A 23,593-nucleotide genomic window follows, 5' to 3' on the forward strand; every position below is an offset into this window, starting at 1 on the left:
TCGCCTCCCCGTGGCGTCGCGACCGCGGCGAGGGCTTCCGATGATCGACGTACGCAGCAACCCTGCCCGCAGGAACACCGCCCGGTCCAGGCTGCTGGCGGCGGTGTTGCTGTGCATGGCGCTGCCGTCGCTGGCCGCCGCGGCCACGCCACTGCCGCAGGTGCAACCCGAAGCGCAGGGCGTTTCCTCCGTGCGTCTGCAGCGGCTGCACGACTTCATGGACAAGGCCACCGGCGACGACGGCTACCTCGGCGGCGTCACCCTGCTCGCGCGCAACGGCCGCCTCGTGGACTGGCAGGCTTACGGCCATCGCGACCTCGCGCGGCGCGAGCCGATGCGCAAGGACGCGATCTTCCGCATCTACTCGATGAGCAAGACGGTGACCTCGGTCGCGGTGATGCTGCTGGTGGAGGAAGGCAAGCTCGGCCTGGACGACCCGCTGTCGCGCTACCTGCCCGGCTTCGACGCACCGCAGGTGCTCATCGGCGGCAGCGTCGACGCACCGAAGCTGCGGCCGGCCGACAAGCCGGTCACCCTGCATGCGCTGCTCACCCACACCGCCGGTTACCCGGCCGGCCGCAAGGGCGACGAGCTGGCGGTGCGGCTGATGGAGCGCGCCGACCCACACGGTGCACGCGACCTGCGCGGCTTCGCCGAACGCATGCGCCGCGTGCCGCTGGCCGCCGACCCCGGCACGCGCTTCGGCTACGACGGTGCCTCGCTGGAACTGCTGGCGCGGGTGGTCGAGGTGGTCTCGGGGCAGCCGTTCGAGAGTTTCCTGCAGCAACGCATCTTCAACCCGCTGCAGATGCGCGACACCGGCTTCCGTGTGCCGGAAGCGCAGCGTTCGCGCGTGGTCGACCTCGCCACCATGGGCAAGGACGGCCGACTGCGCCTCGCCGACACCGCCAGCGCCCGGCACCCGGGTGAGCCGCTGAATGCCTACGCCAGCGGCGCCGGCGGCCTGTACTCCACCGCCGGCGACTACGCGCGCTTTGCGCAGATGCTGCTCGACGGCGGTACGCTGGACGGCCACGTCGTGCTGGGCCGCAAGACGGTGGAGCTGATGCTGCGCAACCACCTCACCATGCTCGATCCGCCGGTGACCCAGTTCAGCGACGCCGAGGGTTTCGGCCTCGGCGGCTACGTGGTGCTCGATCCGGCGCGGCGCGGCCAGCTCGGTTCGGCGGGCCAGTTCGGCTGGAGCGGCGCCGCCTCGACCAGCTACAGCATCGACCCGCACGAACATCTGCTGATGATCCTCATGCTGCAGCACCTGCCGCGCGAGGATGGCAGCAAGGACCTGCCGCGGATCAGCCGCAACTTCCACGATCTCGTCTACCAGACGCTGCAATGACTTCGCCACGCACGGCGTTACCGAGTACCCGATGAGCACCGACCCCGATTCCCCCGATACGCCAGCCGCGTCGTGCGTGCGCCACGAGTTCAAGTTCTCGCACGTCACCACCGGCCGCTACCTGCCCACGCCCGGCAAGGCGCCGGGCTGGCCGTTCGCCGAGATCGGCCACTGGAAGATGGACGTGGACGGCAGCGCCGACGACTGGGTTCGCGAGCTGACCGACTGGCGCCGCGAGCACCTCGTGCGCATCGGCTACGACGACGCCAACTACCGCCGCCCCGAGCTGCAGTGGGCGCAGCGCAACTTCGTGCACGCGCAGATGATGGTGGAGGACCGCTACTTCTACGATCCGGTGGCCGGCCGCTACACCGTCGACCGCTACCTGGACGACCTGGAGGCGCGCTACGGCGGCATCGACAGCGTGCTGATCTGGTTCGTCTATCCCAACATCGGCCTCGACGACCGCAACAAGACCGACCTGGCGCACGACCTGCCCGGCGGCCTCGCCGGCCTGAAGGGCGCGGTGGACGATTTCCACCGCCGCGGCGTGCGCGTGTTCCTGCCCACCATGCCGTGGGACCACGGCACGCGCGAGCCGGAACAAAACGACTGGCAGGCGATCGCCGAGCTGGTCAGGGCAGTCGGCGCCGACGGCATCAACGGCGACACCTACAACGGCGTGCCGCGTGCGTTCTTCGACGCCTGCGACGCGCTCGGCTGCCCGGTGGTGCTGCAGCCGGAGTCCACCATCAGCTCCGAGGAGCAGCTGATCTGGAACGTGCAGAGCTGGGGCAAGAAGGCGCCGAACGAGGTGATCCCGCCGGTTGCCAAGTGGAAGTGGCTGGAGCCGCGCCACATGATCAACTACGAGAACCGCTGGGGCCGCGACCGCAACCACGACCTGCAGTACATCTTCTTCAACGGTATCGGCTACAACGCGTGGGAGAACGTCTGGGGCATCTGGAACCAGTTCACCCCGCGCGATGCCGAGACGCTGCGCCGCATCGCCGCAATCGAGCGTCAGTTCGCGCCCGCGCTGGTCAGCCGCGACTGGCGGCCGTACGAGCGCACCTTGCAGGCCGGCGTGTTCGCCAGTCGCTTCCTCACCGACGCCTTCACGCTGTGGACCCTGGTCAACCGTAACGAGTACGCGGTGGCCGGCGAGCAGATCGCGCTGCCGCACCGCGACGGCACACGCTGGTACGACGCCTGGCACGGCGTGCCGCTGCAGCCGCGGCTGGACGGCGACCGCGCGGTGTTCGACTTCGCGCTGGAAGGCCGCGGCTTCGGCGCACTGCTGGCGCTGGCGCCCGGCGCCTCGCTCGACGGCCTCGACGCGTTCCTGGCGCGCATGCGCGAACGCTCGTCCGTGCCGCTGCAGTCGCTGTCGAACCAGTGGCGTTCGCTGCCGCAGCAACTGGTGCCGATCGCACCCACGCGGCCTGCTATCGAAGCACCACCCGGCATGCTGGCGATTCCTGCAGGCAGCTTCGACTTCATGGTCGGCGGTGTTGAGATCGAGGGCCAGACCTGGGAAGGCAACGACGTGCAATACCCGTGGGAGGACAGCGCGCGGCGCGGCCATCGCCACCGGATGGAGATGAGCGCGTTCTTCATCGACCGCACGCCGGTGACCAACGCGCAGTTCCGCGACTTCCTCGACGCCAGCGGCTGGCGCCCGCGCGATCCGCACAACTTCCTGCACCACTGGCGCGACGACGCGCCACCGCAGGGCTGGGAACACAAGCCGGTGACCTGGGTCGCGATCGAGGACGCGCGCGCCTACGCCGCGTGGGCGGGCAAGCGCCTGCCGCACGAATGGGAATGGCAGTACGCCGCGCAGGGCGACGACGGCCGGCGCTACCCGTGGGGCAACGACTGGGACGAAACGATGGTGCCCGCAACGAACCGCGGCCGCACGCTGCGTGCGCCGGACGATGTAGATGCGCACGCGGCCGCGGCCAGTCCGTTCGGCGTGCTCGACCTGGTCGGCAACGTCTGGCAGTGGACCGACGAGTACGCCGACGAACACACCCGCGCCGCGATCCTGCGCGGTGGCAGCAGCTATCAGCCGCAGACCTCGCACTGGTATTTCCCGCAAGCGCACCGGCTCGACCAGCACGGCAAGTACCTGCTGATGGCGCCGTGCAAGGACCGCTCCGGCAGCGTCGGCTTCCGTTGCGTGGTCGACGCGGCATGAGCGGGCCAGCGGCGGGTCGCGTGCAACTGGGTGGCCTGCTCGGCGAGGCGCTTGCCGCCAACCTGCGCGGCCGGCTCTCGCACTTCATCGTCGATGAGCACAGTCCTGCGATCGCGCTGTTCGCGCCCGAACGACGCAACGAAAACCGCGAGGGCGACTGGTACGGCGAGCACGCCGGCAAGTGGCTGGTCGCCGCCGCGAAGGCGGCAGCGCGCAGCGGCGACGCGGCGTTGCGCGCACAGGTGCTGCGCGTCGCCGACTATCTGGTATCGGTGCAGGAACCCGACGGCTATCTCGGCACCTACGCGCCGGACCACCGCTTCATGCGCCCGCAGCCGCCGAAGCCGGCCAGCTGGGACGGCGCACCCAGCGTGCGCACCTGGGACATCTGGACCCACGCCTACCTGATCCTCGGCCTGCTGGAAGTGCATCGCCACTTCCCTGCGCCACGCTATCTGGAGGCAGCGCGCCGGATCGGCGACCTGTGCTGGCACACGCTGACCGACGGCGGCATCGACATCACCGAGCTGGGCAACCACCACGGGCTGTCGGCGACAGTGCTGATGGACCCGGCCGTCGAGCTGTACTTCGCCACCGCCGAGCCGCGTTACCTCGAGCTCGCGCAGCGCGTGCTGCAGCAGGCGGACGGCCACCGCGAACTGGCCCTGCTTGCGCGCGCGCTGGCCGGTACGGACGTCTCCGCCATCGCCACCGGCAAGGCCTACCAGCTGGCGTGGAACCTGGTCGGCGTGGCCAAGCTGCATCGCGCCTCCGGCAACGGCGACTACCGCCGTGCGGTGGAGCACGCCTGGCGCAGCATCCGCGAGTACCACCTCACCTTGGGCGGCGGACCGTGGGGCGGCGTGGCACATCGCTCGCGCGAGGTGTTCAACGCGGCCGGCGTGTTCAGTCCGTACGGCTACGTCGAGACCTGCTCGTCGCTGGCGTGGATCCAGCTCAACCGCGAGCTGCTGGCGATCACCGGCGAGGCGCGCTACGCCGAGGAGATCGAGCGCACCGGGTACAACGACCTGCTCGGCGCGCAGGCACCGAACGGCGAGGACTGGTGCTACTACGTGTTCCCCAACGGTCGCCGCGTGCACACCACCTACTGGCGCTGCTGCAAGTCCAGCGGCGCGATGGCGCTGGAGGAACTGCCCGCGCTCGCCTATGCCCGCGACGACGACGGCGCCATAGCCGTCAATCTCTACGGCGCCGGTTCGGCGAGCTTCGCGCTGGATGGCGCCGGCGAACTGCGCATCGAACAGCACACCGCCTACCCGTACCCCGACGATGTCCGCCTGCGCATCGCCGTCGGCCGCCCGATGCGCTTCACGCTGAAGCTGCGCATCCCGTCGTGGGCCAAGGACGCCACGCTCGTGATCAATGGCGAGGACGCCGGAGTCGCGTTGTCGCCGGGACATTACGCCGTGCTCGAACGCGAATGGCACGACGGCGACGAGCTGGTGGCGCGCTTCCCGATGCAGCCGCGGCTGCACCGCGCGGTCAACCGCAACGTGCAGGAATCGCGCGCGCCGGACGGCAGCGAGGTGTGCCAGGAAGTGCTGCACTTCGAATACGCCGCGGTCACCTGCGGCCCGCTGGTCTATGCCACCGGGCTGATCGACGGCTTCAAGGTCGAGGAAACCCTGCGCCTGCCCGACGCGCCGCCGCAGCAATGGCTGACGCTGCAGGGCGCGCAGGCCGACGGCGTGCCGCGCATCACGCTGGACCCGGGCTACCGCGCGCCGCTGGAGTTCACCCCGTACTTCGGCACCGGCGGGCGCGTCGACGGCAGCTGGCGGCTGAGCTGGCTGCCGCTCGCCCCGGAGCCGCGCGGATGACGCGGCCATGGTGCCGGACAGCGAACGTCACACAAGAATTTGTGGCGCCAGAACATAGCCGCCTCGCCTGTTTCTTGACGAAAGCATGGTGCAGAGTGACCCGCAGCACCCACCCCGATCCCCACGGACGCGCCGCGCATGGAAACCCCACCGCCTGAGTCGAAAGCCGCCCGCCACGGCCCGCTGGCCGGCGTGCGCGTGCTGGACCTGAGCGCCTATATCGCCGGTCCGTACGCCTGCTCGCTGCTGGCCGACCAGGGCGCGGACGTGATCAAGGTCGAGCCGCCCGATGGCGACAACCTGCGCCAGTATCCCTCCACCCTGCCCAGCGAAAGCCGCGCCTTCCTCGGCGTCAACCGCAGCAAGCGCGGCATCGTGCTCGACCTCAAGCGCGCGGACGACCACGCCGCCCTGCTCAAGCTGGTGCGCGACGCCGACGTGCTGGTACACAACTTCCGCCCCGGCGTGCCGGAGCGGCTCGGCATTGGCCATGAGCAGCTGAACCCGATCAACCCGCGGCTGGTCTACTGCGCGATCACCGGCTACGGCGACAGCGGCCCGCTGAAGGACAAGGCCGGCTACGACCAGGTGCTGCAGACCATGACCGGCATGTGCACGCTGCAGGGCAAGCGCGGCGGGCCGCCGGAGATCATCTACGGCTCGGTGGTCGACTACTACGCCGCGGCGCTGCTGGCCGCCGGGGTGTCGTCGGCGCTGTACGAGCGCGAGCGCAGCGGGCTGGGCCAATTCGTCGGCGTGTCGCTGCTGCGCAGTGCGCTGACCATGCAGTCGGCGCGGATGATCTGGGCCGAAGGCGAGTCGCTCGACATCGGCCGCGACATGCGCTCCGGCGGCGTCACCGGCATCCACCCCACACGCGAGGGCTGGATCTACATCTCGGCCAATACACCGCGCTTCTGGAAGGCGCTGTGCGCGAAGACCGGCCTCGACGCGCTGGCCGCCGAACCACGCTACGACAGCGTGCGCAAGCGCGCGCAGCACTTCGCCGAAATCCTGCCGCAGCTGCACGCGGCGCTGGCCGCACGCAGCGCGCTGGAGTGGGAGGAACGGTTCGGCGACGAAGTGCCCTGCGCCGCCGCACGCCGCATCGAGGACATGTTCAACCACCCGCAGGTGCAGGCGCAGGGCATCATCGACACCTTCGAGCATCCGGTGGTCGGCCGCTACCGCGGCGTGGCCCAGTCGATCCGCTTCGGCCGCACGCCGGGCCCGGCGCCATTTGCCGCCCCCGTGCTCGGCCAGGACACCGCGGCGGTGATCGCCGCGGTCGAAACCGGCGCGCCGATCGCGCCCAGGCCGCGCGGCCGCGACAAGGGTTGATCGCGCAGCGCGCAGCGCTCACTCGTGCAGCTGCGCCTGCGGCACGTCCGCCGAGCCTTCCTCGCGGTCGCGGTACAGCGCGGCCCGCACCAGCAGCATCAGGGTGATCGGGGTGGTCAGGGTGAGGAACACGCCGATCAGGATCTCGTAGAAGATCGGCCGGCCGTGCAGCACCGAAAAGCAGGTGATCGAGCCGGCCAGCATGAAGAACGTGCCCAGCGTGGTGCCCAGGGTCGGCGCGTGCACGCGCTGGTAGAAGTTCTTCAGGCGCAGCAGGCCGAGCGAACCGACGAAGGCGAACAGCGCGCCCAGCATGACGAACACGGCGACCAGGATCGCCGCCCACGGCGGCAGCGCGTCGAGGTGGCTCATTCGATCACCTGCCCGCGCATCAGGAACTTCGACAGCGCCACCGTGCCGGCGAAGCCGAGCAGCGCGATGATCAGCCCGGCCTCGACGTAGAGCAGGCTGCCGCTGCGGATGCCGATGGTGAGCAGCAGCAGCATCGCATTGACGTACAGCGCGTCCAGCGCCAGCACGCGGTCCTGCGCGCGCGGGCCACGCACCATGCGGATGATCGAGAAGCTCATCGCCAGCAACAGCAGGATCTGCGCGAGGATGACGGCGGCAGCGAGCAGGCTGTGGCTCATTGGAAGATCTCCAGCAGGGGGCGTTCATAGCGCTGCTTGATGGTGTCGGTCCAGCCCGCCTCGTCCACCAGATCCAGCACGTGGATCAGCAGGATGTTCGCGCTCGGGTCGTAGCTGACCCAGATGGTGCCCGGGGTGGAGGTGATGATGCACGCCAGCACGGCGAGGCCGTAGCGGTCGGTGAGCTGCAGCGGGATCGCCACGAAGCCCGAGCGCACGCGACGGTCGCGGCACAGGATCAACCGGCCCACCGCCAGGTTCGAGCGGAAGATGTCCAGCACCACGCGCAGGAACAGCCTGCCTAGCAGCGGGTAGTTGCGCAGGTGTGCCTTGGGCGGGCGCAGCAGGCCGAACATCTTCGCCAGCGCGATGCCCAGCAGCGCGCCGAGCAGGATCGTGCCGGGCGCGACGCTCTGGCTCAGCAGCAGCCAGATCAGCAGCAGCAGCGCGGACAGGATCGGGTACGGCAGCCAGCGGCGGATCATGGCGACACCTGCGCCGGCGGCAGCACCGCTTGGATGTAGCCGGCCGGCGCGTGCAGCTGGCCGGCGGTGTCACGCAGGTAATGCAGCGGCGTCTCGACCAGCACGGTCAGCAGCAGGCACAGGCCGAGCAGCACTGCGATGGAGGCGCTCTCCACCAGCCGCACCTTCGGGAAGATCCGCTCCGGCTCGACCCAGAAGATCTGGATGCCGGCGCGGCACAGCGCGATCACCGTGCCGAAGCCGGCCACGATGATCAGCGCGAACAGCAGCCCCGCGCCGGGCCGCGCGCCAGCGTCCAGCATCGGCGCCAGCATGGCCAGCTTGGCGAGAAACCCGGACAGCGGCGGCAGCCCGGCCAGCAGCAGCGCGCAGGCGAGGAAGCTGGCGCCGAGCATGGCGATCGGCGCGGAGATCACCACCCGGCTCTCGTCCTCCTGCGCGTACAGGCTTTCGTTGGGGGCCGGTTCGCCCAGCTGCACATACGGCTCCAGGCTCAGCGTGTCGTCGGTGTCGTCGTCGCCATCGGAGGCAAGCAGGCCGGCGACCAGGAAGAACGCGGCGATCGCCAGCGTGGAGATGACCAGGTAGGCCAGCGCGCCGGCAGTCACCGCGCGCTGCTGCAGGCCGATCGCGCCGAGCAGGGTGCCGGAGGAGACCAGCACGTTGTAGCCGGCCAGCTTGGCCAGATCGCGCGCGCCGAGCATGCCGACGGTGGCCGCGGCCGCCGTGGCCACGCCGCCCCACAGCATCCAGCCGCTGCCGAAGTGGGCCGACGCCGGACCGGCGCCATCGCCGAACAGCAGCAGGCCGAGCCGCAGCAGCACGTAGATGCCGACCTTGGTCATCAGCGCGAACATCGCCGCCACCGCCGGCGAGGCCGCTGCATAGGTGCGTGGCAACCAGAAGCCCAGCGGCCACATCGCGGTCTTGATCAGGAACGCCACGCCGAGCAGCGCCGCGCCCGAGTGCAGCAGCGCGCGGGTGCGCTCCGGCACGTGCGGGATCAACTCGGCCAGCGCGGCCATGTTCAGCGTGCCGGTGACGCCGAAGATCAGGCTGACGCCGAGCAGGAACAGCATCGAGGCGGTCAGGTTCACCGCGATGTAGTGCAGCCCCGCGCTGACCCGCCGCGCGCCCGAGCCGTGCAGGGCCAGGCCGTAGGACGCCGCCAGCAGCACCTCGAAGAACACGAACAGGTTGAACAGGTCGCCGGTGAGGAAGGCGCCGTTCAGGCCCATCAGCAGGAACTGCAGCAACGGCTGGAAGTGGCCGCCGCGATGCTGCCAGCGGCCCAGCGCGTACGGCAGCACCGCCAGCGCCAGCACGCCGGTCAGCAGCACCATCAGCGCCGACAGCCGGTCGGCCACCAGCACGATGCCGAAGCGCGCCGGCCAGTCACCGATGCGGTACACCGCCGCCAACGCGCCTTCACCTGCCACCGCATGCATCAGCGCGGCGGCCAGCAGCACCAGTGCGCTGCACGAGGCGACACTGAGCACCAGCACCGTGCGCCGGTGCTTCTCGCCCACCAGCAGCTGCAACGCGGCGACCAGCAGCGGCGTGACGATCGGCGCGATCACCAGATGGTTCATGCGCTGCCGTCCTCGCCATCGACGTGGTCGTTGCCGGTCAGCCCGCGCGAGGTCAGCAGCACCACCAGGAACAGCGCGGTGGTGGCGAAACCGATCACGATCGCGGTGAGCACCAGCGCCTGCGGCAGCGGGTCGGTGTACTGCGCGATGTCGCCGGCGGCGTCGCGCAGCACCGGATCGGCGCCGGTGCGCAGCCCGCCGATGGAGAAGATGAACAGGTTCACCGCATAGGAGATCAGGGTCAGCCCGATGATCACCTGGAAGGTGCGCGGGCGCAGCAGCAGCCATACGCCGGACGCGGCGAGGATACCGATGGCGGCGGCAAGCACCAGTTCCATCAGCCCTCCCCTTCCGCCGCAGTCGCCGGCGCCTGGCGCGGACGGCGCAGCGACTGGTGCGCCAGCGCGATCAGCATCAGCGTGGTGGCGCCCACCACCACCACGAACACGCCCAGGTCGAACAGCACCGCCGAGGCCAGCGGCAGCTCGCCCAGCACCGGCAGCTCGACGTGGCGGAAATACGAGGTGAGGAATGGACGGCCAAACGCCAGCGAGCCCAGCCCGGTGCCGGCCGCCAGCAGCAGGCCCAGCCCGATCCAGCGCACCGGCAGCACGCGCAGATGCGCCTCCACCCAGCGTGCGCCGCGCGCCATGTACAAAAGGATCAGCGCCACCGACACGGTGATGCCGGCCACGAAGCCGCCACCCGGCAGGTCGTGCCCGCGCAGGAACAGGTGCAGGCCGAACAGCACGATTACCGGCGCCATCAGCTGGATGATCAGACCGGGGATCATCAGGTAGTCGGTCAGCGAATGATCCGCGGCGCGGCCGGGTCCGCTCGCCCCCAGCGCCGTCTGCAGGCGCTGCTGCGCCGGCGCGTTGATGCTTTCGGCGGCGGGGCGGAAGCGGCGCAGCAGGGCGAACACGGTCAGCGCCACGATCGCCAGCACGCTGATTTCGCCCAGCGTGTCGAAGCCGCGGAAATCGACCAGGATCACGTTGACCACGTTGTGGCCGCCGCCTTCGGTGTACGCCCGCTCAAGGAAGAAGCGCGAGATCGAGTCGGCCACCGGATGCATCATCGCCGCATACGCCAGGCTGGCCACGCCCAGACCCACCGCCGTCGCGATGACCATGTCGCGGCGGCGGCGGAAGCGGTGCGTGCGGCTCTCCGCCGCCAGCCCCTCGATGCGCTTGGGCAGCCAGCGCAGGCCGAGCAGGATCAGGATGGTGGTGACCACCTCGACCAGCAGCTGGGTCGCCGCCAGGTCCGGCGCCGACAGCCACACGAAGCTCACGCACGACACCAGCCCGGCACCACCAGTGAGCACCAGCGCGGCGAGGCGGTGGAACTTGGCCTGGCTCGCCGCGCCGATCGCGCAGGCCGCGCCGAGCAGCCACAACAAGGCGAATGCCGGGTCCACGCTGGACCAGCGCGGCTGGAAGCCGAACGGTGCGCTGGTGGCCGCCAGCGTGCCGGCGACCAGTGCCAGCAGCACGATCAGCAGCAGCTGCGGCTGCAACCGGCGGCTCGGGTAGCGCCGCTCGATGCGCTGCGGCAGGTCCGCCGCGACCACCGCCATTACCCGTTCGAAGATGCGCTTGCCACTGAAGCGCCCGGTTAGCGGCGCCGCCTCCAGCGTAGCGAAGCACCGGCGCAGGCTGACGAACAGCAGGCAGCCGGCGCCGAACGCCAGCACGCTCATCAGCAGCGGCGTGGTCACGCCGTGCCACACCGCCAGGCTGTACGGCGGCAGCTGGCCGGCGCCCAGCACCGCGCTGGCCGCCGCGCGCAGCGACGGGCCGATCACCCGTGCCGGCAGCACACCCACCAGCAGGCAGGCCAGCGCCAGCAGGCCGATCGGCACGCGCATCCACAGCGGCGGCTCGTGCGGCTCCCGCGGCAAGGTGGCGGGCACGCGTCCGAAGAACACGCCACGTACGAAACGGATCGAATAGGTCACGCCGAACGCGCTGGCGGCCACCGCGATCACCACCGACAGCACGTCCAGCAGCGGACCGTTGCGGCTGGCCAGCGTCTCGGCGAAGAACATCTCCTTCGACAGGAAACCGTTCAGCAGCGGTACCCCGGCCATCGCCGCACCGGCGATCAGCGCCAGCGTCGCGGTGACCGGCATGAAGCGGCGCAACCCACCGAGCTTGCGCAGGTCGCGCGTGCCGGCCTCGTGGTCGACCGCGCCGGCCGCCATGAACAGCGAGGCCTTGAAGGTGGCGTGGTTGACGATGTGGAAGATCGCCGCGACCACGCCCAGCGCGCTGCCCAGGCCGACCAGCATGGTAATCAGGCCGAGATGGCTGATCGTCGAATAGGCCAGCACGCCTTTCAGGTCCTGCTCGAACATCGCCGCGTACGCGCCCAGCACCAGCGTGAGCAGGCCCGTCCCGCCGACGATCCAGAACCACGCGTCGGTGCCCCCCAGCACCGGCCAGAAGCGTACCAGCAGGAACACGCCGGCCTTCACCATCGTCGCCGAATGCAGGTAGGCCGACACCGGCGTGGGCGCCGACATCGCCTGCGGCAGCCAGAAATGGAACGGGAACTGCGCGCTCTTGGTGAACGCGCCGAGCAGGATCAGCAGCAGCGTGGGCAGGTACAGCGCATGCGCGCGCACCGCGTCGCCCGCGGCGAGGATCACGTCGAGATCGTAGCTGCCCACGATGTGCCCAAGCAGCAGCACCCCGGCGAGCAGGCACAGCCCACCGCCGGAGGTGACGACCAGCGCCATCCGCGCGCCGTCGCGGGCCGAGGCGCCGTGGTGCCAGTAGCCGATCAGCAGGAACGAGAACAGGCTGGTCAGTTCCCAGAAGAACACCAGCTGCAGCACGTTGCCGGACATCACGATGCCCAGCATCGAGCCCATGAACGCCAGCAGCAGCGCGAAGAAGCGTGCCAGCGGATCATCCGCCGGCATGTAGTAGCGGGCGTAGATGCCCACCAGCGCGCCGATGCCGCAGATCAGCAGCATGAACAGCCAGGCGAAGCCGTCCACCCGCAGCACCAGGTCCAGGCCCAGCCCCGGCGCCCACGGGATCAGCTGGCGCAGGGCGCCGCCGCCGGTGATCGCCGGGTACAGCCACAGCGCAAGCAGCAGGCCGAGCAGCGCGGTGCCGGTCATCAGCCACACCGCCAGGTTGCGTCCACGCGAACGCAGCAGCCACGCCAGCACCGCGGCGACGAACGGCAGGGCGAGGATGGTGCTTGGCAGGATGGCGTCAGGCATCAGTCGCGGTGCTCGCTCGAAAGGTTGTCGGTGGTGTCTCCGGCAGAAAAACCGGGGCATCGCACCCTGGCCTTTTCATGAGCGTCCGCGCACTTCAGCGGATGGAACGCCTGCATGTCGCGGTATCGCGGGCCGCCGTTGCGGCAGCCCGAATGACTCCACGTCGCTTCGCCCGATTCTATAGGCCGGGCCGAGTGGCCGGCAAATCCGCGGTGCCGGCCCGCGATCTCAGCACTTTGCAAGCCGATCGCCGGATAATCGGGCCGCGGCTCGCGGGCCGTGCCAAGGAGCCTGTCGGTGCACATCATCCTGGTGGAAGACGACCCCCAGCTCGGCGCGGCGATCCAGCGCGCGCTGGAACGCCTTGCCTATACGGTCAGCTGGCTGCGCGATGGTCGCGCGGCGCTGCTCGCGCTGCGCGACCAGACCGCCGACCTGGTGCTGCTCGACCTCGGCCTGCCCGGCAAGGACGGGCTCGACGTACTGGTCGAGACCCGCCGCACGCACATCAGGACCCCGGTGATCGTGATGACCGCGCGCGACGGGCTGGACGACCGCGTGCGCGGCCTCGATGCCGGCGCCGACGACTACCTGGTGAAACCCTTCCACGTGGACGAGCTGGCCGCGCGCATCCGCTCGCTGACCCGGCGCGCGCAGGGCCTGGCGGCGAACCGCATCGAGGCCGGCGCGCTGAGCCTGGACCTCGGCACCTCCGAGGTGAGCTTCCGCGGCGAGCGGGTCGAGCTGACCAAGCGCGAATTCGCCCTGCTGCAGATCCTGATGGAACGCGCCGGCCGGCTGGTGCGCCGCGAGAACCTGGAGAACTCGCTGTACGGACTGGACAACATGGTCGGCTCCAGCGCGCTGGAGGTGCTGGTGCACACGCTGCGCCGCAAGCTGAGCTTCGACACCATCCAGACCGTGCGCGGCTTCGGCTACATGATCCCGCGGGAGCCGCAATGAAGTGGGTGAACCCGCTGAAGCCGGCGAGCCTGCACGGCCGGCTGCGCTGGCTGGTCATCGTGGTGCTGGCCGCGGTGCTGCTGCCGCTGGGCGTGCTCAGCTTCAAGCGCACCGCCCGCGAAGTGGGCGAACTCTCCGACGGCCGGCTGGCGCAGTCGGCGCGCACGCTGCAGGTGCTGATCGCGCAGGCCGACCTGGAGGCGCTGCAGCGCCGCGACCCCGACCGCGTGCTGGTGCCGATCGAGGCCGGCCTCATCGGCAGCCCGCCGCGGCAACGCTATACCTACGAGTCCGAGGTCGGCTTCCAGGTGTTCGAGCCCGGCGGCCGCCTGGCGCTGGCCACCGCCAACCTCGCCGGCATGCCGCCGCCGCAGGCCGGCGACGCGGATTTCCAGGACGTGTGGCTGGGGACGTACCGCTGGCGCGTGTTCACCCTGCGCGACGCGGCGAGCCGCGTGGTGATCCGCACCGGCGAGCGCTACGACAGCCGCGACGAGATCATGCACGCGGTATGGCTGGAGCACAGCCTGCCGCTGCTGGTCGGGCTGCCGCTGCTGGCCCTGCTGGTGGGCTGGGCGATACGCCGCGGGCTGCGCCCGCTCGAAGCGCTGACCCGCGCGTTGTCGTCGCGGGAGCCGGGCAGCCATGAGCCGGTGCTGCTGCGCGACGCCCCGCTGGAACTGCAGCCGGTGCTGGCGGCACTGAACGAACAACTCACCCGGCTGGAGGATGCGCTGGAGCGCGAGCGCCGCTTCAGCGCCGACGTGGCGCACGAACTGCGCACGCCGCTGGCCTCGGCGATGATCAACCTGGAGAATGCGATGGCCAGCGCCGATCCGGCCGAGGTGGACCTTGCGCTCGGCAGTGCCCAGCACGTCATCGGCGAGCTGGCCCGGCGGGTCGAACAGCTGCTGGCGCTGGCCCGGCTGGAAGCCGGCGCGGCGTCGGGCCAGCGCATGCGCGTCGACCTGACCGCCGTCGCGACGGGCGTGCTGGAGGAACTCGCGCCGGTGATCGCCGAGAGCGGCGTCGAGCTCAGCGTGGCGCGGCTGGAGCCACAGCTGCTGGTGCACGGCTACGAGGCGGCGCTGGCCGCGCTGCTGCGCAACCTGCTGGAGAACGCGCTGCGCCACGTCCCCGCGGGCGGGCAGGTGCAGCTGTCGATCGAGCGTGGCGAACACGCCGCACTGATCGACGTGATCGACGACGGCCCCGGCATCCCGGCCGAACGCCGCGCCAGCGTGTTCGCCCGCTTCCGGCGCGAAAGCGGCAGCCGCGGCGACGGCTACGGGCTGGGCCTGTCGATCGTGCAGCGCGCGGCGCAGCTGCACGGCGCCGCCATCGAGCTGCTCGACTCGCCCTACGGCAGCGGCCTGCGCGTGCACGTGGCGATCCCGCTGCCGCATTGAACGCGCCCGGGGAAACCTTTATTCACCGCTTGTAGGAGCCCGCTGGCGGGCGATGCTCTTGTCCCGGGATTCGGGATTCGGGATTCGGGATTCGGAAAAGCATCGCCCGCCAGCGGGCTCCTACAGCAAGGCTAGCGAGGGGTTCTCAAGGCCGCCCGACGGTGAGTACGGCGAAGCTGTCCGGCTCGATTGCGCGGCGACCGTTGGCCTGGTGGCCGGTACCCAGCCGAGCGGCGGAGAGATACAGCCGGTGCAGCTTCGCGTCCAGCGCGAGCGTGCGCGCACTCGCCTGGGTGGGCACCATCGCCGCCACCGTGTAATGGTCCGGGTCGTCCTCGTGCACCGCGGTGATCGTGCCGCTCTGGCCATTGGCGCTGTAGATCATCCCCTTGGCCCCGTCGAACACCACCGCGTCCGGGCCGTCGCCGATCGGCACGTCGGCCACGTGGTGGCCGTCCACCGCATCGAGCACCGTCATCGTGCGGTTGTCGCACACCGCGAACAGGCGATGGTGCGCATGGTCCAGGGCCAGCCCGCTGGGCGATTCGCACGGCGCCAGCGGCCAGGTCTGCAGCAGCTTGCCCTGAAGCGAATCCAGCTGCGCCAGCTCGGACTTGTCCTCGATGTTCACGTAGACGCGGCCGCTGCCGTCGGCCACCGCGAACTCCGGTTTGCCGGGCAACGCGATGCTGGCGACCACCGCGTTCTTCGCCGGGTCGATCACGCTGGCGCTGGCGCTGTGGCCATTGAAGGTCAGCACGTGGTGCGAGGCGCTGTCGTAGAGGATCGCATCGGGGTTCTGGCCGGTGCCGGTGATCGTCGCCACGGTCTTCAGCGAGGTCAGGTCGAACACGGTCACCGACGCGCTCGCGCCGTCGCTGACGAAGCCGCGGTGCAGGTCGTCGGCGAGCGCGATGCCGTGCACGCCAGCGGTGCCGGGGATCGTGCCGATCTGCTTGTCGCTGTCGACGTCGACCACCAGCACGCGGTCGCCGCGACTGACGAACAGATGGCGGCTGGGCGCATCGAACGCCAGGTAGTCCCAGCCACCCGGGCCGCCCAGCGCCAGCCGCGACAGCAGGCGCGGGGCTGGTGGCGACGCAGCCGACGCGGCAGCCAGGGGAAGCACCGCCAGCGCCAGCAGCGCAGCGGGCAGCAGCTTGCGGATCGGTCGCGGCATGACGGCACCTCGGGCGGAGGGGAGACGACCGAGCATGCGTGCGATGGCTTATGCCGACCTTAGCCGAGGGGCGCTCCGCTCAAGCGCAAGACCCCACTCTTCGTCATTCCGGCGAGGTGCTTGAGCAAGAACCGCCCCTCAGCCCGCCAGCCTTCCGGCGGCGCGCCGGTGCAGCAGCGCATACAGCACCGGCATCACCAGCAGCACCAGCGGCACCTGCACCAGCAGGCCGGCGATGATCGCCACCGCCAGCGGCTGCTGCATCTGCGAGCCCTGGCCCAGCGCCAGCGCCAGCGGCAGCAGGGTGAGCATCGCGGCCAGCGTGGACATCAGGATCGGCCGCGCGCGGTGCTGACCGGCCGCGTGCAGGGCCTCGTGCAGCGGCGCTTCGACCGCGGCCTGCTCCAGCTCGGAGAAGTAGAAGATCGCCACCTCGGTGACGATGCCGACGATCATGGTCATGCCCATCATCGCCGAGATGTTCAGCTCGATGCCGCTCAGCCACAGCGCGGCGAACACCGCCGGAATTGCCAGCAGCGGCATGGCCAGGATGGTGATCGCCACACGGAAGCTCTCGTACAGGAACAGCAGCAGGGTGAACACCAGCGCGATCGCCGCCAGCATCACGATGGTCAGGCCGCGGAACGCCTGCTGCTGCTGCTGGTACAGGCCGCCGAGCTGGTAGTACATGCCCTTGGGCAACAGGCCGGGCTGGGCCAGTACGCGCTTGACGTCGGTCATCGCGGCGCCGAGGCTGCGCCCGCTGATGCGGCCGGTCACCGCCACCATCCGCTTCAGGTTGTCCCGGGTGATCTGCGGCTGGCCCTGCACCTCGCGCAGCGTGGCCACCCGCGACAGCGGCAGCAGATGGCCGTCGCCGGCGCGGATCGGCAGCGCGGCGACCTGCTCCAGCCGCCGGTGCGCGCGCTCCGGCAGGCGCACGCGCACGCCCACCACCTTGCCGCCTGTCGGCAGCTGGGCTGCCACCGTGCCGTCGATCGCCGCCGCCACCTGGTCGGTGACGCTGGTCGGGTCGAGCCCCTCCAGCGCGGCCCTGGCCGGGTCGACCTGCACGGTCAGCGCATCGCCGGCTGGATTGGTGCCGTTGCGCACGCCGACCACCCCACTGATCTTGCCGATCGCCCCGGCGACCTTGTCGGCGGTGGCGTTCAGCTGCGCCGGGTCATCGCCGTACAGCTGCACCTCGATCGGCTGCGGCACCGCCACCAGGTCGCCGATCAGGTCTTCCATCAACTGCGACAGCTCGATGTCCAGCCCCGGCACCTTCTTCTCGACCTCGGTGCGCACCTGGGTCATCACCTCCTCGGTAGGCGGGCGCGAGCCGTTTTTCAGGCGCACGAAGAAATCGCCCTGGTTTGCCTCGGTGAGGCCGCCGCCCAGCTGCAGGCCGGTACGCCGCGAGTAGGTGTCCACGTTGGGATTCGCGCGGATGATCGTCTCGACCTGGTTGAGCAGGCGGTCGGTTTCCTCCAGCGAGGTGCCGGGCTTGGACAGGTAGTCGAGGATGAAGCCGCCCTCGTCCATCTGCGGCATGAAGCCGGTGCCGACGCGGGTATAGGCCACCCCGCCAACCAGCAGCAGCGGCAGCACCAGCAGCAGGACCAGCAGCGGCCGTTTCAGCCAGCGCTGCAGCAGGTTCCGGTAGCCCCGCATCATCCACTGGGCGAAACGCCCCTGCGGAGGCCCGGCCAGGTGGCGCCGGTCGAGGAAGCGTTCGGCCAGCAGCGGCACCGCAACCCAGGTCAGCAGCCAGGAAATGACCAGCGCGCTGGCCATGGTCAGCGACAGCGCCTTGAAGAACGCGCCGGTGACGCCGGAGAGGAACGCCAGCGGCAGGAAGATCACCACGGTGGCGGCGCTGGAGCCGGTCAGCGGGCGGGTGAACTCGTGGGCCGCGCCGGCGATGCGTTCGTGCACTTCGCCCTCGCCCTGGTTGAGCCGGCGCATGATGTGTTCGAGCATCACGATCACGTCGTCGATGATCAGCCCGACCGCCGCCGCCATGCCGCCCAGCGTCATCATGTTGAAGCTCATGCCGAGCACGGACAACAGCAGCATGGTGATCGACAGCACCGCCGGCACCACCAGCAGCGCCACCAGGATCACCCGCGTGTTGCGCAGGAACACGAACAGCACCAGCCCGGCCAGCAACACGCCGATCAGGATCGCGTCGCGCACGCTCACCGCCGCGCCGGTCACCAGCTGGGTCTGGTCGTACCAGTTGGCGATCTGCACGCCGGCCGGCATCTGCGGTGCGTAGTCGGCCAGCCGCTGCTTCACTTCGGCGGCGATCTGCACGCTGTTGCCGTCGGGCTGCTGGTAGACCTGCAGCAGCACGGCGTTCTGGCCATCCGCGTTGACGCGGATCCACTGCGGCACGTGGTCGAGGCTGACTGCGGCCACGTCACCGAGGCGTACCACGCCGCCAGGGCCCGCGCGGACCACAATGGCGCGCAGCGCGGCGACGGTAGTCGGCTGGTTGTTCGCCAGCAGCAGGTACAGCTTGTAATGGTCGGACACGCGGCCCATCGCCTGGATCGTTGCCGCGTGGCTGACCGCGCCGGCGACATCGCTCAGGCTCAGGTTCAACGCGCGCAGCTTGCCGGGATCGACATCGGCATGGAATTCGGCCACCTCACCGCCCTGCACCTGCACCCGGGCCACGCCGCTGATCCCGCTCAGCAGCGGACGCAGCTGGTACTCGGCCAGGTCGTGCAAGGCGCCCGGCGACTGCGTGTGCGAGCGCAGGCTCCAGGCCAGCACCGGAAACGTGGTCGGGTCCCGCCGCTGTGTTTCCAGCCGGGTGCCGGCGGGCAGCTGCGGCAGGATCTGCCCGGCCGCCGCATTGACCTCCTGCAGCGCGCCGGCCATGTCCGCACCCCAGTCGAAAGTCACCGCAATATCTGCGCTGCCGCGGCTGGTGGTGGAGCGCACGTCGCGCACGCCGCGCACACGGCGGATCGCCTCCTCCACCGGCGTGGTCACCTGCACCGCCATCTGGTCGGCCGGGCGGTCGCCGGCGTCCAGGATGACCTGCACGCGCGGGAACGCCACGTTCGGGAACAGCGCCACCGGCATCCACAGCGCGCTGGCGAGGCCGCCGATCGCCAGCATCAGGGCAAGGAACAGCAGCGAGCGGCGATGCTGCTGCATCCATGCGGCGATGCTCACTTGGCCGACTCCCGCACCGCATCGCCGTCGTTGAGCTCGTAGGCACCGAGCACGATCACCTTCACCTGCGCGTCGAGCGGGCCCTGCACGCCGACGGTGTCGCCGTCCGGGCTGCGCAGCTTCACCTCGACGCGCTTGGCGTGGCCCCGCTCCGCCACGAACAGGTAATCGCCGCGCGCATCGTGCAGCACGGCCGCGCGCGGCACCGCCCAGGCGGTGAAATCGTCGGTGCGGATGCGCGCCTCGAGCGCGGCGCCGGCCACCAGCGTCGCGCCGGCGTCGGCGGGCAACTCGACCTGCGCGCCGAGCAGGCGGGTCTGCGGGTCAACCGCCTGCCCGACCATGCGCAGCGTGCCGGCGAAGTCGGCCGCGTCGCCGTACACGCTGTGCAACTGCACCGGCATGCCGGCGTGCAGCTTCGCGCCGTCGTCCGGCTGCACGCCCAGTTGCGCCACCAGGGCGTGCGCCGGGATGAAGGCGAGCAGCGGCGCATTGGCGGCGAAACGCTCGCCCAGGCCCACGGCGAGCGTGCCGACTACGCCGTCGGCCGGCGCGCTGACGGTTTCCTGCGCCGCGCCGCCGCCGAGCGCGCGCTGGGCGTCCAGCGCGGTCTGCGCATCGGCCAGCGCCTTGCGCGCGGCGGCCAGTTGCGACTGCGTGGCCAGCCGTTGCGTCGCCAGTTGTTCGGTACGCCTGAGTTCGCCACTGGCCAGCTCCAGCGCACTCTGCGCCTGCAGGTACGCGCTGCGCGCGGCGGGATCGGGAGCGATCGTCAGCAGCGGCTGTCCGCGCCGCACGGCCTGCCCGGCCGCCACGTCCAGCGCCACCACCTGCCCGCCATGGCCAAGGCTGATCGCGCGCGCATGCTGCGGATCGCCCACCGCGACGCCCCAGGCCTCCACCGTGTCGTGGAAGGTCTGCTGCTGCACCCTGGCCGTGGTCACCGCCACCAGGCCCTTTGCCGCCGCGGCTTCTTCGTCACCGGCGGCGCCATGGCTGCACGCGGCCAGCAGCAGGCAAAGCAGCGGCAGGATGGGCGATCGGTTCATGGCATGGACGCCTGCGTGGAAACGGCCCGCTTGGAAACGGGATGGGCGGTATCGCCGAGGTCGGTGTTGCCGAGCAGCGCTTCCAGCGCGATCGACTGCGTGGCCTGTTGCTGCTGCACGGCGAGCAGTTCGAGATCGGCGGCCAGCGACTGGCTGCGTAGCGCCAACCAGGTCGGCCAGTCCAGCAGGCCCTGCCGCCACGACTGCTCCGCCACGCGGCGGGCCTCGGCCAGCTGCAGCGCGTGGGCAGCCAGGCTGCGCTCGCGCGGCGCCAGCGCGGCGAGGTCGGCGGCCAGCCGCTGCATGTCGCTGCGCGTGGTCAGCACGCGCGATTCGTAATCGTCCTTCAGCTGCTGCCGGGTCGCCCGCTCGATCGCGATGTTGCCGCGGTTGCGGTCGAACAGCGGCAGCGTGATGCCGACGCTGAAACCATGGGTGTAGATGGCGCTGGTGTCGCGCGCGGTGTTGAAGCCGATGTTCAGCGCGGGGAACTGGGCCAGCACGGCCGCGCGCAGTTTTTCCTGCTGCGACTGGTAACCGGCCTGCAGCGCCAGCAGGTCCGGCCGCCGCCGCGGCAGATCGGCCAGGGCCTGCTGCAGTTGCGTTGTCGTTGGCGTGACCTGGTACGGGCCGCCGGTCAGCTCCAGCGGTGCGTCCGGCGCGAGGCCCAGTAACACGTGCAGGTCGCTGTCGGCCTGGTGCAGCGCGAGCGCGTTGTCGGCCTGCTGCTTGCGCACGTCCGCGGCGGCATTGAGGCCGGCGCTGGCGCTGTCGTAGGTGAGGTTGCCGGAGCGCAGCGCCGCCTGCACGTAGGGCGTGACCTGCGCCAGCGCCGCCTGCTCGCTGGCCAGCCGCGCCTGTTGCGCGCGCAGGTTCAGCACCTGGTCGAACAGCAAGCGCGCCTGCGCCACGGTCTGCCATTCCGCCCACAGCAGGTCGAGGTTCACCTGCTGCGCCTGGTTGCGCGCCGCCGCCTTGCGCGACGAACGGGTCAACAAGGCACTGACATCCTCGCTGATACCGAGGTTGTACGCAACATTCAGGCCGCCGCCCGAATGCTGCGGAAAGTCCGCGCCCAGGCTCAGTTGAGGATCGGGCAGCAGGCCGGCGGCGAAGGCCTGCGCACGGGCGATGCCCAGCTCGTCGCGCTTGAGCTTCAGCGCCGGGCTGTTCGCCACCGCCAGCATCGCCGTCTCGGTCACGTCCAGCCCGTCGGCGGGATCGAAGCGGTGCGTGGCCAGCGACGGCAGCGACATGGCGCTGGTGGGCGCGGCCAGCTGCGCCACGTCGGCGGCGCCCTCGCCCCGGCCCAGCGGCAACGGCGCGTAGCTGGCGCAGCCGGACAGCACCAGCGCGGCGGCGACGGCGCAGGCCGTGCGCAGGCCGCGCATCATCGAGGGGAAGCAGCGCTGGCGGCCCGCATCATGCATGTCGTCATTCTGGAAGCCGCCGCTTAGTTCTTTCTTAACCGCCGCCTGCGCTCACGCCGGCGCTCACGCCGGCGGCCCCACCACGCGCAGGGTGAGGGTGGCGAAGGCGCCGTCGCGGGCGAGCGCAGTGATGCGGTAGTCGCCGGCCTGCGGCAAGGTGATCGCGATCGCGGCGTCGGCCTCGCTGCTGCCCTGCAGGCGGCCGTTGAGCAGCCATTGCACGGTGGTTTGCGTACCCAACGCACGCAGCGTCACGCGCAGCGGCTTGTCGCTGTTCGGCGCACGACGCAGGGTGACGCCCTCGCCGAGCCCACTGATGCGGATCGGGCTGGCACGGTCGAGCGAGTCGGCGGCGCAGCCGGGCGCGAGCGGCGGCAGCGCGGAACGGGCGCGGTCGTCCACGCTCAGCCATGGCGTGGCCAGCGCGGGCCAGCGTGCCAGCTGGATCGTGCGCTCATGGCTGGCGTGACAGGCACCGCTCAGGCGCCGGCCCCTGTCGTCGATGCGCAGGGTGAGCAGGCCGGATGACCACGCGCCGAGGTCGCGTTCGGCAAACGTGGGCGGCAGCGCGTCGTCGAGCACCCATGCCGTGCGGCGCTGGCGGCACAGCGCGGGATCGGTGGCGGCGACCACACCGCCGAGCGGCCAGCAGATCCCGACCGACTTCACGCTGGCCGGTTGCGCACGCGCGCGGCCACCGCGCGAGGGCAGCATGTCGACGATCTGGAACAACAGTGGCAACGCGGTCACCGCGCCGTACTGGCCGGGCGACGGCGTGCCGTCCGGACGGCCGATCCACACGCCGACGGTCCAGCGATCGGTGACGCCGATCGACCAGGCGTCGCGGTAGCCGTAGCTGGTGCCGGTCTTCCACGCCACCTGCTCGTGCCGGTTGATCGCGCCGGCCAACGGGGCGCCCTCGACGTCGGCCGGGTTGTGCGCCAGCACGTCGCGGATAATCCACGCCGCGCCGCTCGACAGCAGCCGGCGCGGCCGCGCGGCTTGCTGCAGGGTGTAGCGCGGCGTGCCGGCGACGCCGCCGTTGGCGAGCGCGGTGTACGCGCCAACCAGATTTTCCAGGCGGGTCGACGCGCCGCCGAGGATGATCGACAGGTTCGGCGCCGCACCGTCCGGCAGGCCCAGATCGACGCCGCCGTTCGCCAGCCGCGCCACGAAGCGGCCCGACCCGAGCCGGTCCAGCACGTCCACCGCCGGCACGTTGAGCGAGCGCTGCAGCGCCTCGGCCGCGCTGATCGGGCCACTGAACGCCTCGTCGAAGTTGCCCGGCTTGTAGCCGCCGAAATCCTGCGGCGCGTCGACCAGCAGGCTCTGCGAGTGGATCAGCCCGTCGTCCAGCGCCAGGCCATACAGGAACGGCTTCAGTGTGGAGCCGGGCGAGCGCGGCGCGCGCACCATGTCGACGTAGCCGTGCCGCTGCGGATCGGCGTACTCGCTGGTGCCCACGTAGACGCGCGCCTCCAGCGTGGCGTTGTCGACCACCAGCAGCGCGGCCGAGGTATGCGCCGGCAGGCGCGACAGGTAGGCGCCGACCCGCTCCTCGACGGCGCGCTGCAGGTTCGCGTCGATGGTGCTGGTGATGCGCCGCGCCGCCGGCTGCTCGCGGTGCAGCCGCTCGGCCAGCAGCGCGGCGGACAGC

General features: G+C 70.8%; 17 protein-coding genes. 6 read left to right on the plus strand and 11 right to left on the minus strand.

Annotated elements, in window-relative coordinates:
- The first annotated feature begins 40 nt into the window (after nucleotides 1-40).
- From UUA_RS00245 to UUA_RS00260, 4 genes are all read left to right on the plus strand, one after another.
- Nucleotides 41-1,357: a serine hydrolase domain-containing protein gene (locus tag UUA_RS00245; RefSeq protein ID WP_008433241.1), complete on the plus strand. Its 1,317-nt coding sequence runs from the start codon at nucleotides 41-43 to the stop codon at nucleotides 1,355-1,357.
- A gap of 31 nt (nucleotides 1,358-1,388) precedes the next feature.
- Nucleotides 1,389-3,560: a formylglycine-generating enzyme family protein gene (locus UUA_RS00250; RefSeq protein WP_008433242.1), complete on the plus strand. Its 2,172-nt coding sequence runs from the start codon at nucleotides 1,389-1,391 to the stop codon at nucleotides 3,558-3,560.
- Nucleotides 3,557-5,404: a glycoside hydrolase family 127 protein gene (locus UUA_RS00255; RefSeq protein WP_081491480.1), complete on the plus strand. Its 1,848-nt coding sequence runs from the start codon at nucleotides 3,557-3,559 to the stop codon at nucleotides 5,402-5,404. The genes UUA_RS00250 and UUA_RS00255 overlap by 4 nt, the downstream gene beginning before the upstream one ends.
- 138 nt (nucleotides 5,405-5,542) lie before the next feature.
- Nucleotides 5,543-6,745, plus strand: a complete 1,203-nt coding sequence (locus UUA_RS00260; RefSeq protein WP_008433247.1) for a CaiB/BaiF CoA transferase family protein — start codon at nucleotides 5,543-5,545, stop codon at nucleotides 6,743-6,745.
- Between the two features lie 18 nt (nucleotides 6,746-6,763).
- Here the strand turns inward: UUA_RS00260 and mnhG are convergent, their stop codons facing one another.
- The 6 genes from mnhG to UUA_RS00290 are packed head-to-tail and all read right to left on the minus strand — an operon-like array spanning nucleotide 6,764 to nucleotide 12,713.
- A complete protein-coding gene (gene mnhG / locus UUA_RS00265; protein WP_008433248.1) occupies nucleotides 6,764-7,117 on the minus strand; it encodes a monovalent cation/H(+) antiporter subunit G in 354 nt (117 codons plus the stop codon).
- A complete protein-coding gene (locus UUA_RS00270) occupies nucleotides 7,114-7,395 on the minus strand; it encodes a K+/H+ antiporter subunit F (protein ID WP_008433250.1) in 282 nt (93 codons plus the stop codon). Before UUA_RS00270 ends, mnhG begins: the two co-directional genes overlap by 4 nt.
- On the minus strand, nucleotides 7,392-7,880 hold the full coding sequence (locus tag UUA_RS00275) for a Na+/H+ antiporter subunit E (protein ID WP_008433252.1): 489 nt from the start codon (nucleotides 7,878-7,880) through the stop codon (nucleotides 7,392-7,394). Before UUA_RS00275 ends, UUA_RS00270 begins: the two co-directional genes overlap by 4 nt.
- Complete coding sequence (locus tag UUA_RS00280; RefSeq protein ID WP_008433254.1) at nucleotides 7,877-9,472, minus strand: monovalent cation/H+ antiporter subunit D; 1,596 nt, start codon at nucleotides 9,470-9,472, stop codon at nucleotides 7,877-7,879. The genes UUA_RS00275 and UUA_RS00280 overlap by 4 nt, the downstream gene beginning before the upstream one ends.
- Nucleotides 9,469-9,810 (minus strand): Na+/H+ antiporter subunit C, encoded by a 342-nt coding sequence (locus tag UUA_RS00285; protein WP_008433257.1) that lies wholly within the window; start codon nucleotides 9,808-9,810, stop codon nucleotides 9,469-9,471. Before UUA_RS00285 ends, UUA_RS00280 begins: the two co-directional genes overlap by 4 nt.
- Nucleotides 9,810-12,713, minus strand: coding sequence for a monovalent cation/H+ antiporter subunit A (locus UUA_RS00290; RefSeq protein WP_008433259.1), 2,904 nt, complete (start codon nucleotides 12,711-12,713; stop codon nucleotides 9,810-9,812). The genes UUA_RS00285 and UUA_RS00290 overlap by 1 nt, the downstream gene beginning before the upstream one ends.
- A gap of 297 nt (nucleotides 12,714-13,010) precedes the next feature.
- Between UUA_RS00290 and UUA_RS00295 the strand changes: the two genes are divergently transcribed.
- Together UUA_RS00295 and UUA_RS00300 are read left to right on the plus strand one after the other, a co-directional pair.
- Nucleotides 13,011-13,676, plus strand: coding sequence for a response regulator (locus tag UUA_RS00295; RefSeq protein ID WP_008433262.1), 666 nt, complete (start codon nucleotides 13,011-13,013; stop codon nucleotides 13,674-13,676).
- Nucleotides 13,673-15,085: a sensor histidine kinase gene (locus tag UUA_RS00300; RefSeq protein WP_008433263.1), complete on the plus strand. Its 1,413-nt coding sequence runs from the start codon at nucleotides 13,673-13,675 to the stop codon at nucleotides 15,083-15,085. The genes UUA_RS00295 and UUA_RS00300 overlap by 4 nt, the downstream gene beginning before the upstream one ends.
- A gap of 145 nt (nucleotides 15,086-15,230) precedes the next feature.
- Here UUA_RS00300 and UUA_RS00305 read toward each other — a convergent pair whose 3' ends face one another.
- The 5 genes from UUA_RS00305 to UUA_RS00325 form a co-directional block, all read right to left on the minus strand.
- Nucleotides 15,231-16,265, minus strand: coding sequence for a YncE family protein (locus tag UUA_RS00305; RefSeq protein ID WP_008433265.1), 1,035 nt, complete (start codon nucleotides 16,263-16,265; stop codon nucleotides 15,231-15,233).
- A gap of 138 nt (nucleotides 16,266-16,403) precedes the next feature.
- Nucleotides 16,404-19,457: an efflux RND transporter permease subunit gene (locus UUA_RS00310; RefSeq protein ID WP_008433266.1), complete on the minus strand. Its 3,054-nt coding sequence runs from the start codon at nucleotides 19,455-19,457 to the stop codon at nucleotides 16,404-16,406.
- Entirely contained in the window at nucleotides 19,454-20,506 is a 1,053-nt protein-coding gene (locus UUA_RS00315; protein ID WP_008433269.1) for an efflux RND transporter periplasmic adaptor subunit, read from the minus strand. The genes UUA_RS00310 and UUA_RS00315 overlap by 4 nt, the downstream gene beginning before the upstream one ends.
- Nucleotides 20,503-21,936, minus strand: a complete 1,434-nt coding sequence (locus UUA_RS00320; RefSeq protein ID WP_008433271.1) for a TolC family protein — start codon at nucleotides 21,934-21,936, stop codon at nucleotides 20,503-20,505. Before UUA_RS00320 ends, UUA_RS00315 begins: the two co-directional genes overlap by 4 nt.
- Before the next feature lie 63 nt (nucleotides 21,937-21,999).
- On the minus strand, nucleotides 22,000-23,593 hold a 1,594-nt coding region (locus tag UUA_RS00325; protein ID WP_039953291.1), incomplete at its 5' end, for a penicillin-binding transpeptidase domain-containing protein.

The sequence above is a fragment of the Rhodanobacter thiooxydans LCS2 genome, from assembly GCF_000264375.1.
Taxonomy (GTDB): domain Bacteria; phylum Pseudomonadota; class Gammaproteobacteria; order Xanthomonadales; family Rhodanobacteraceae; genus Rhodanobacter; species Rhodanobacter thiooxydans.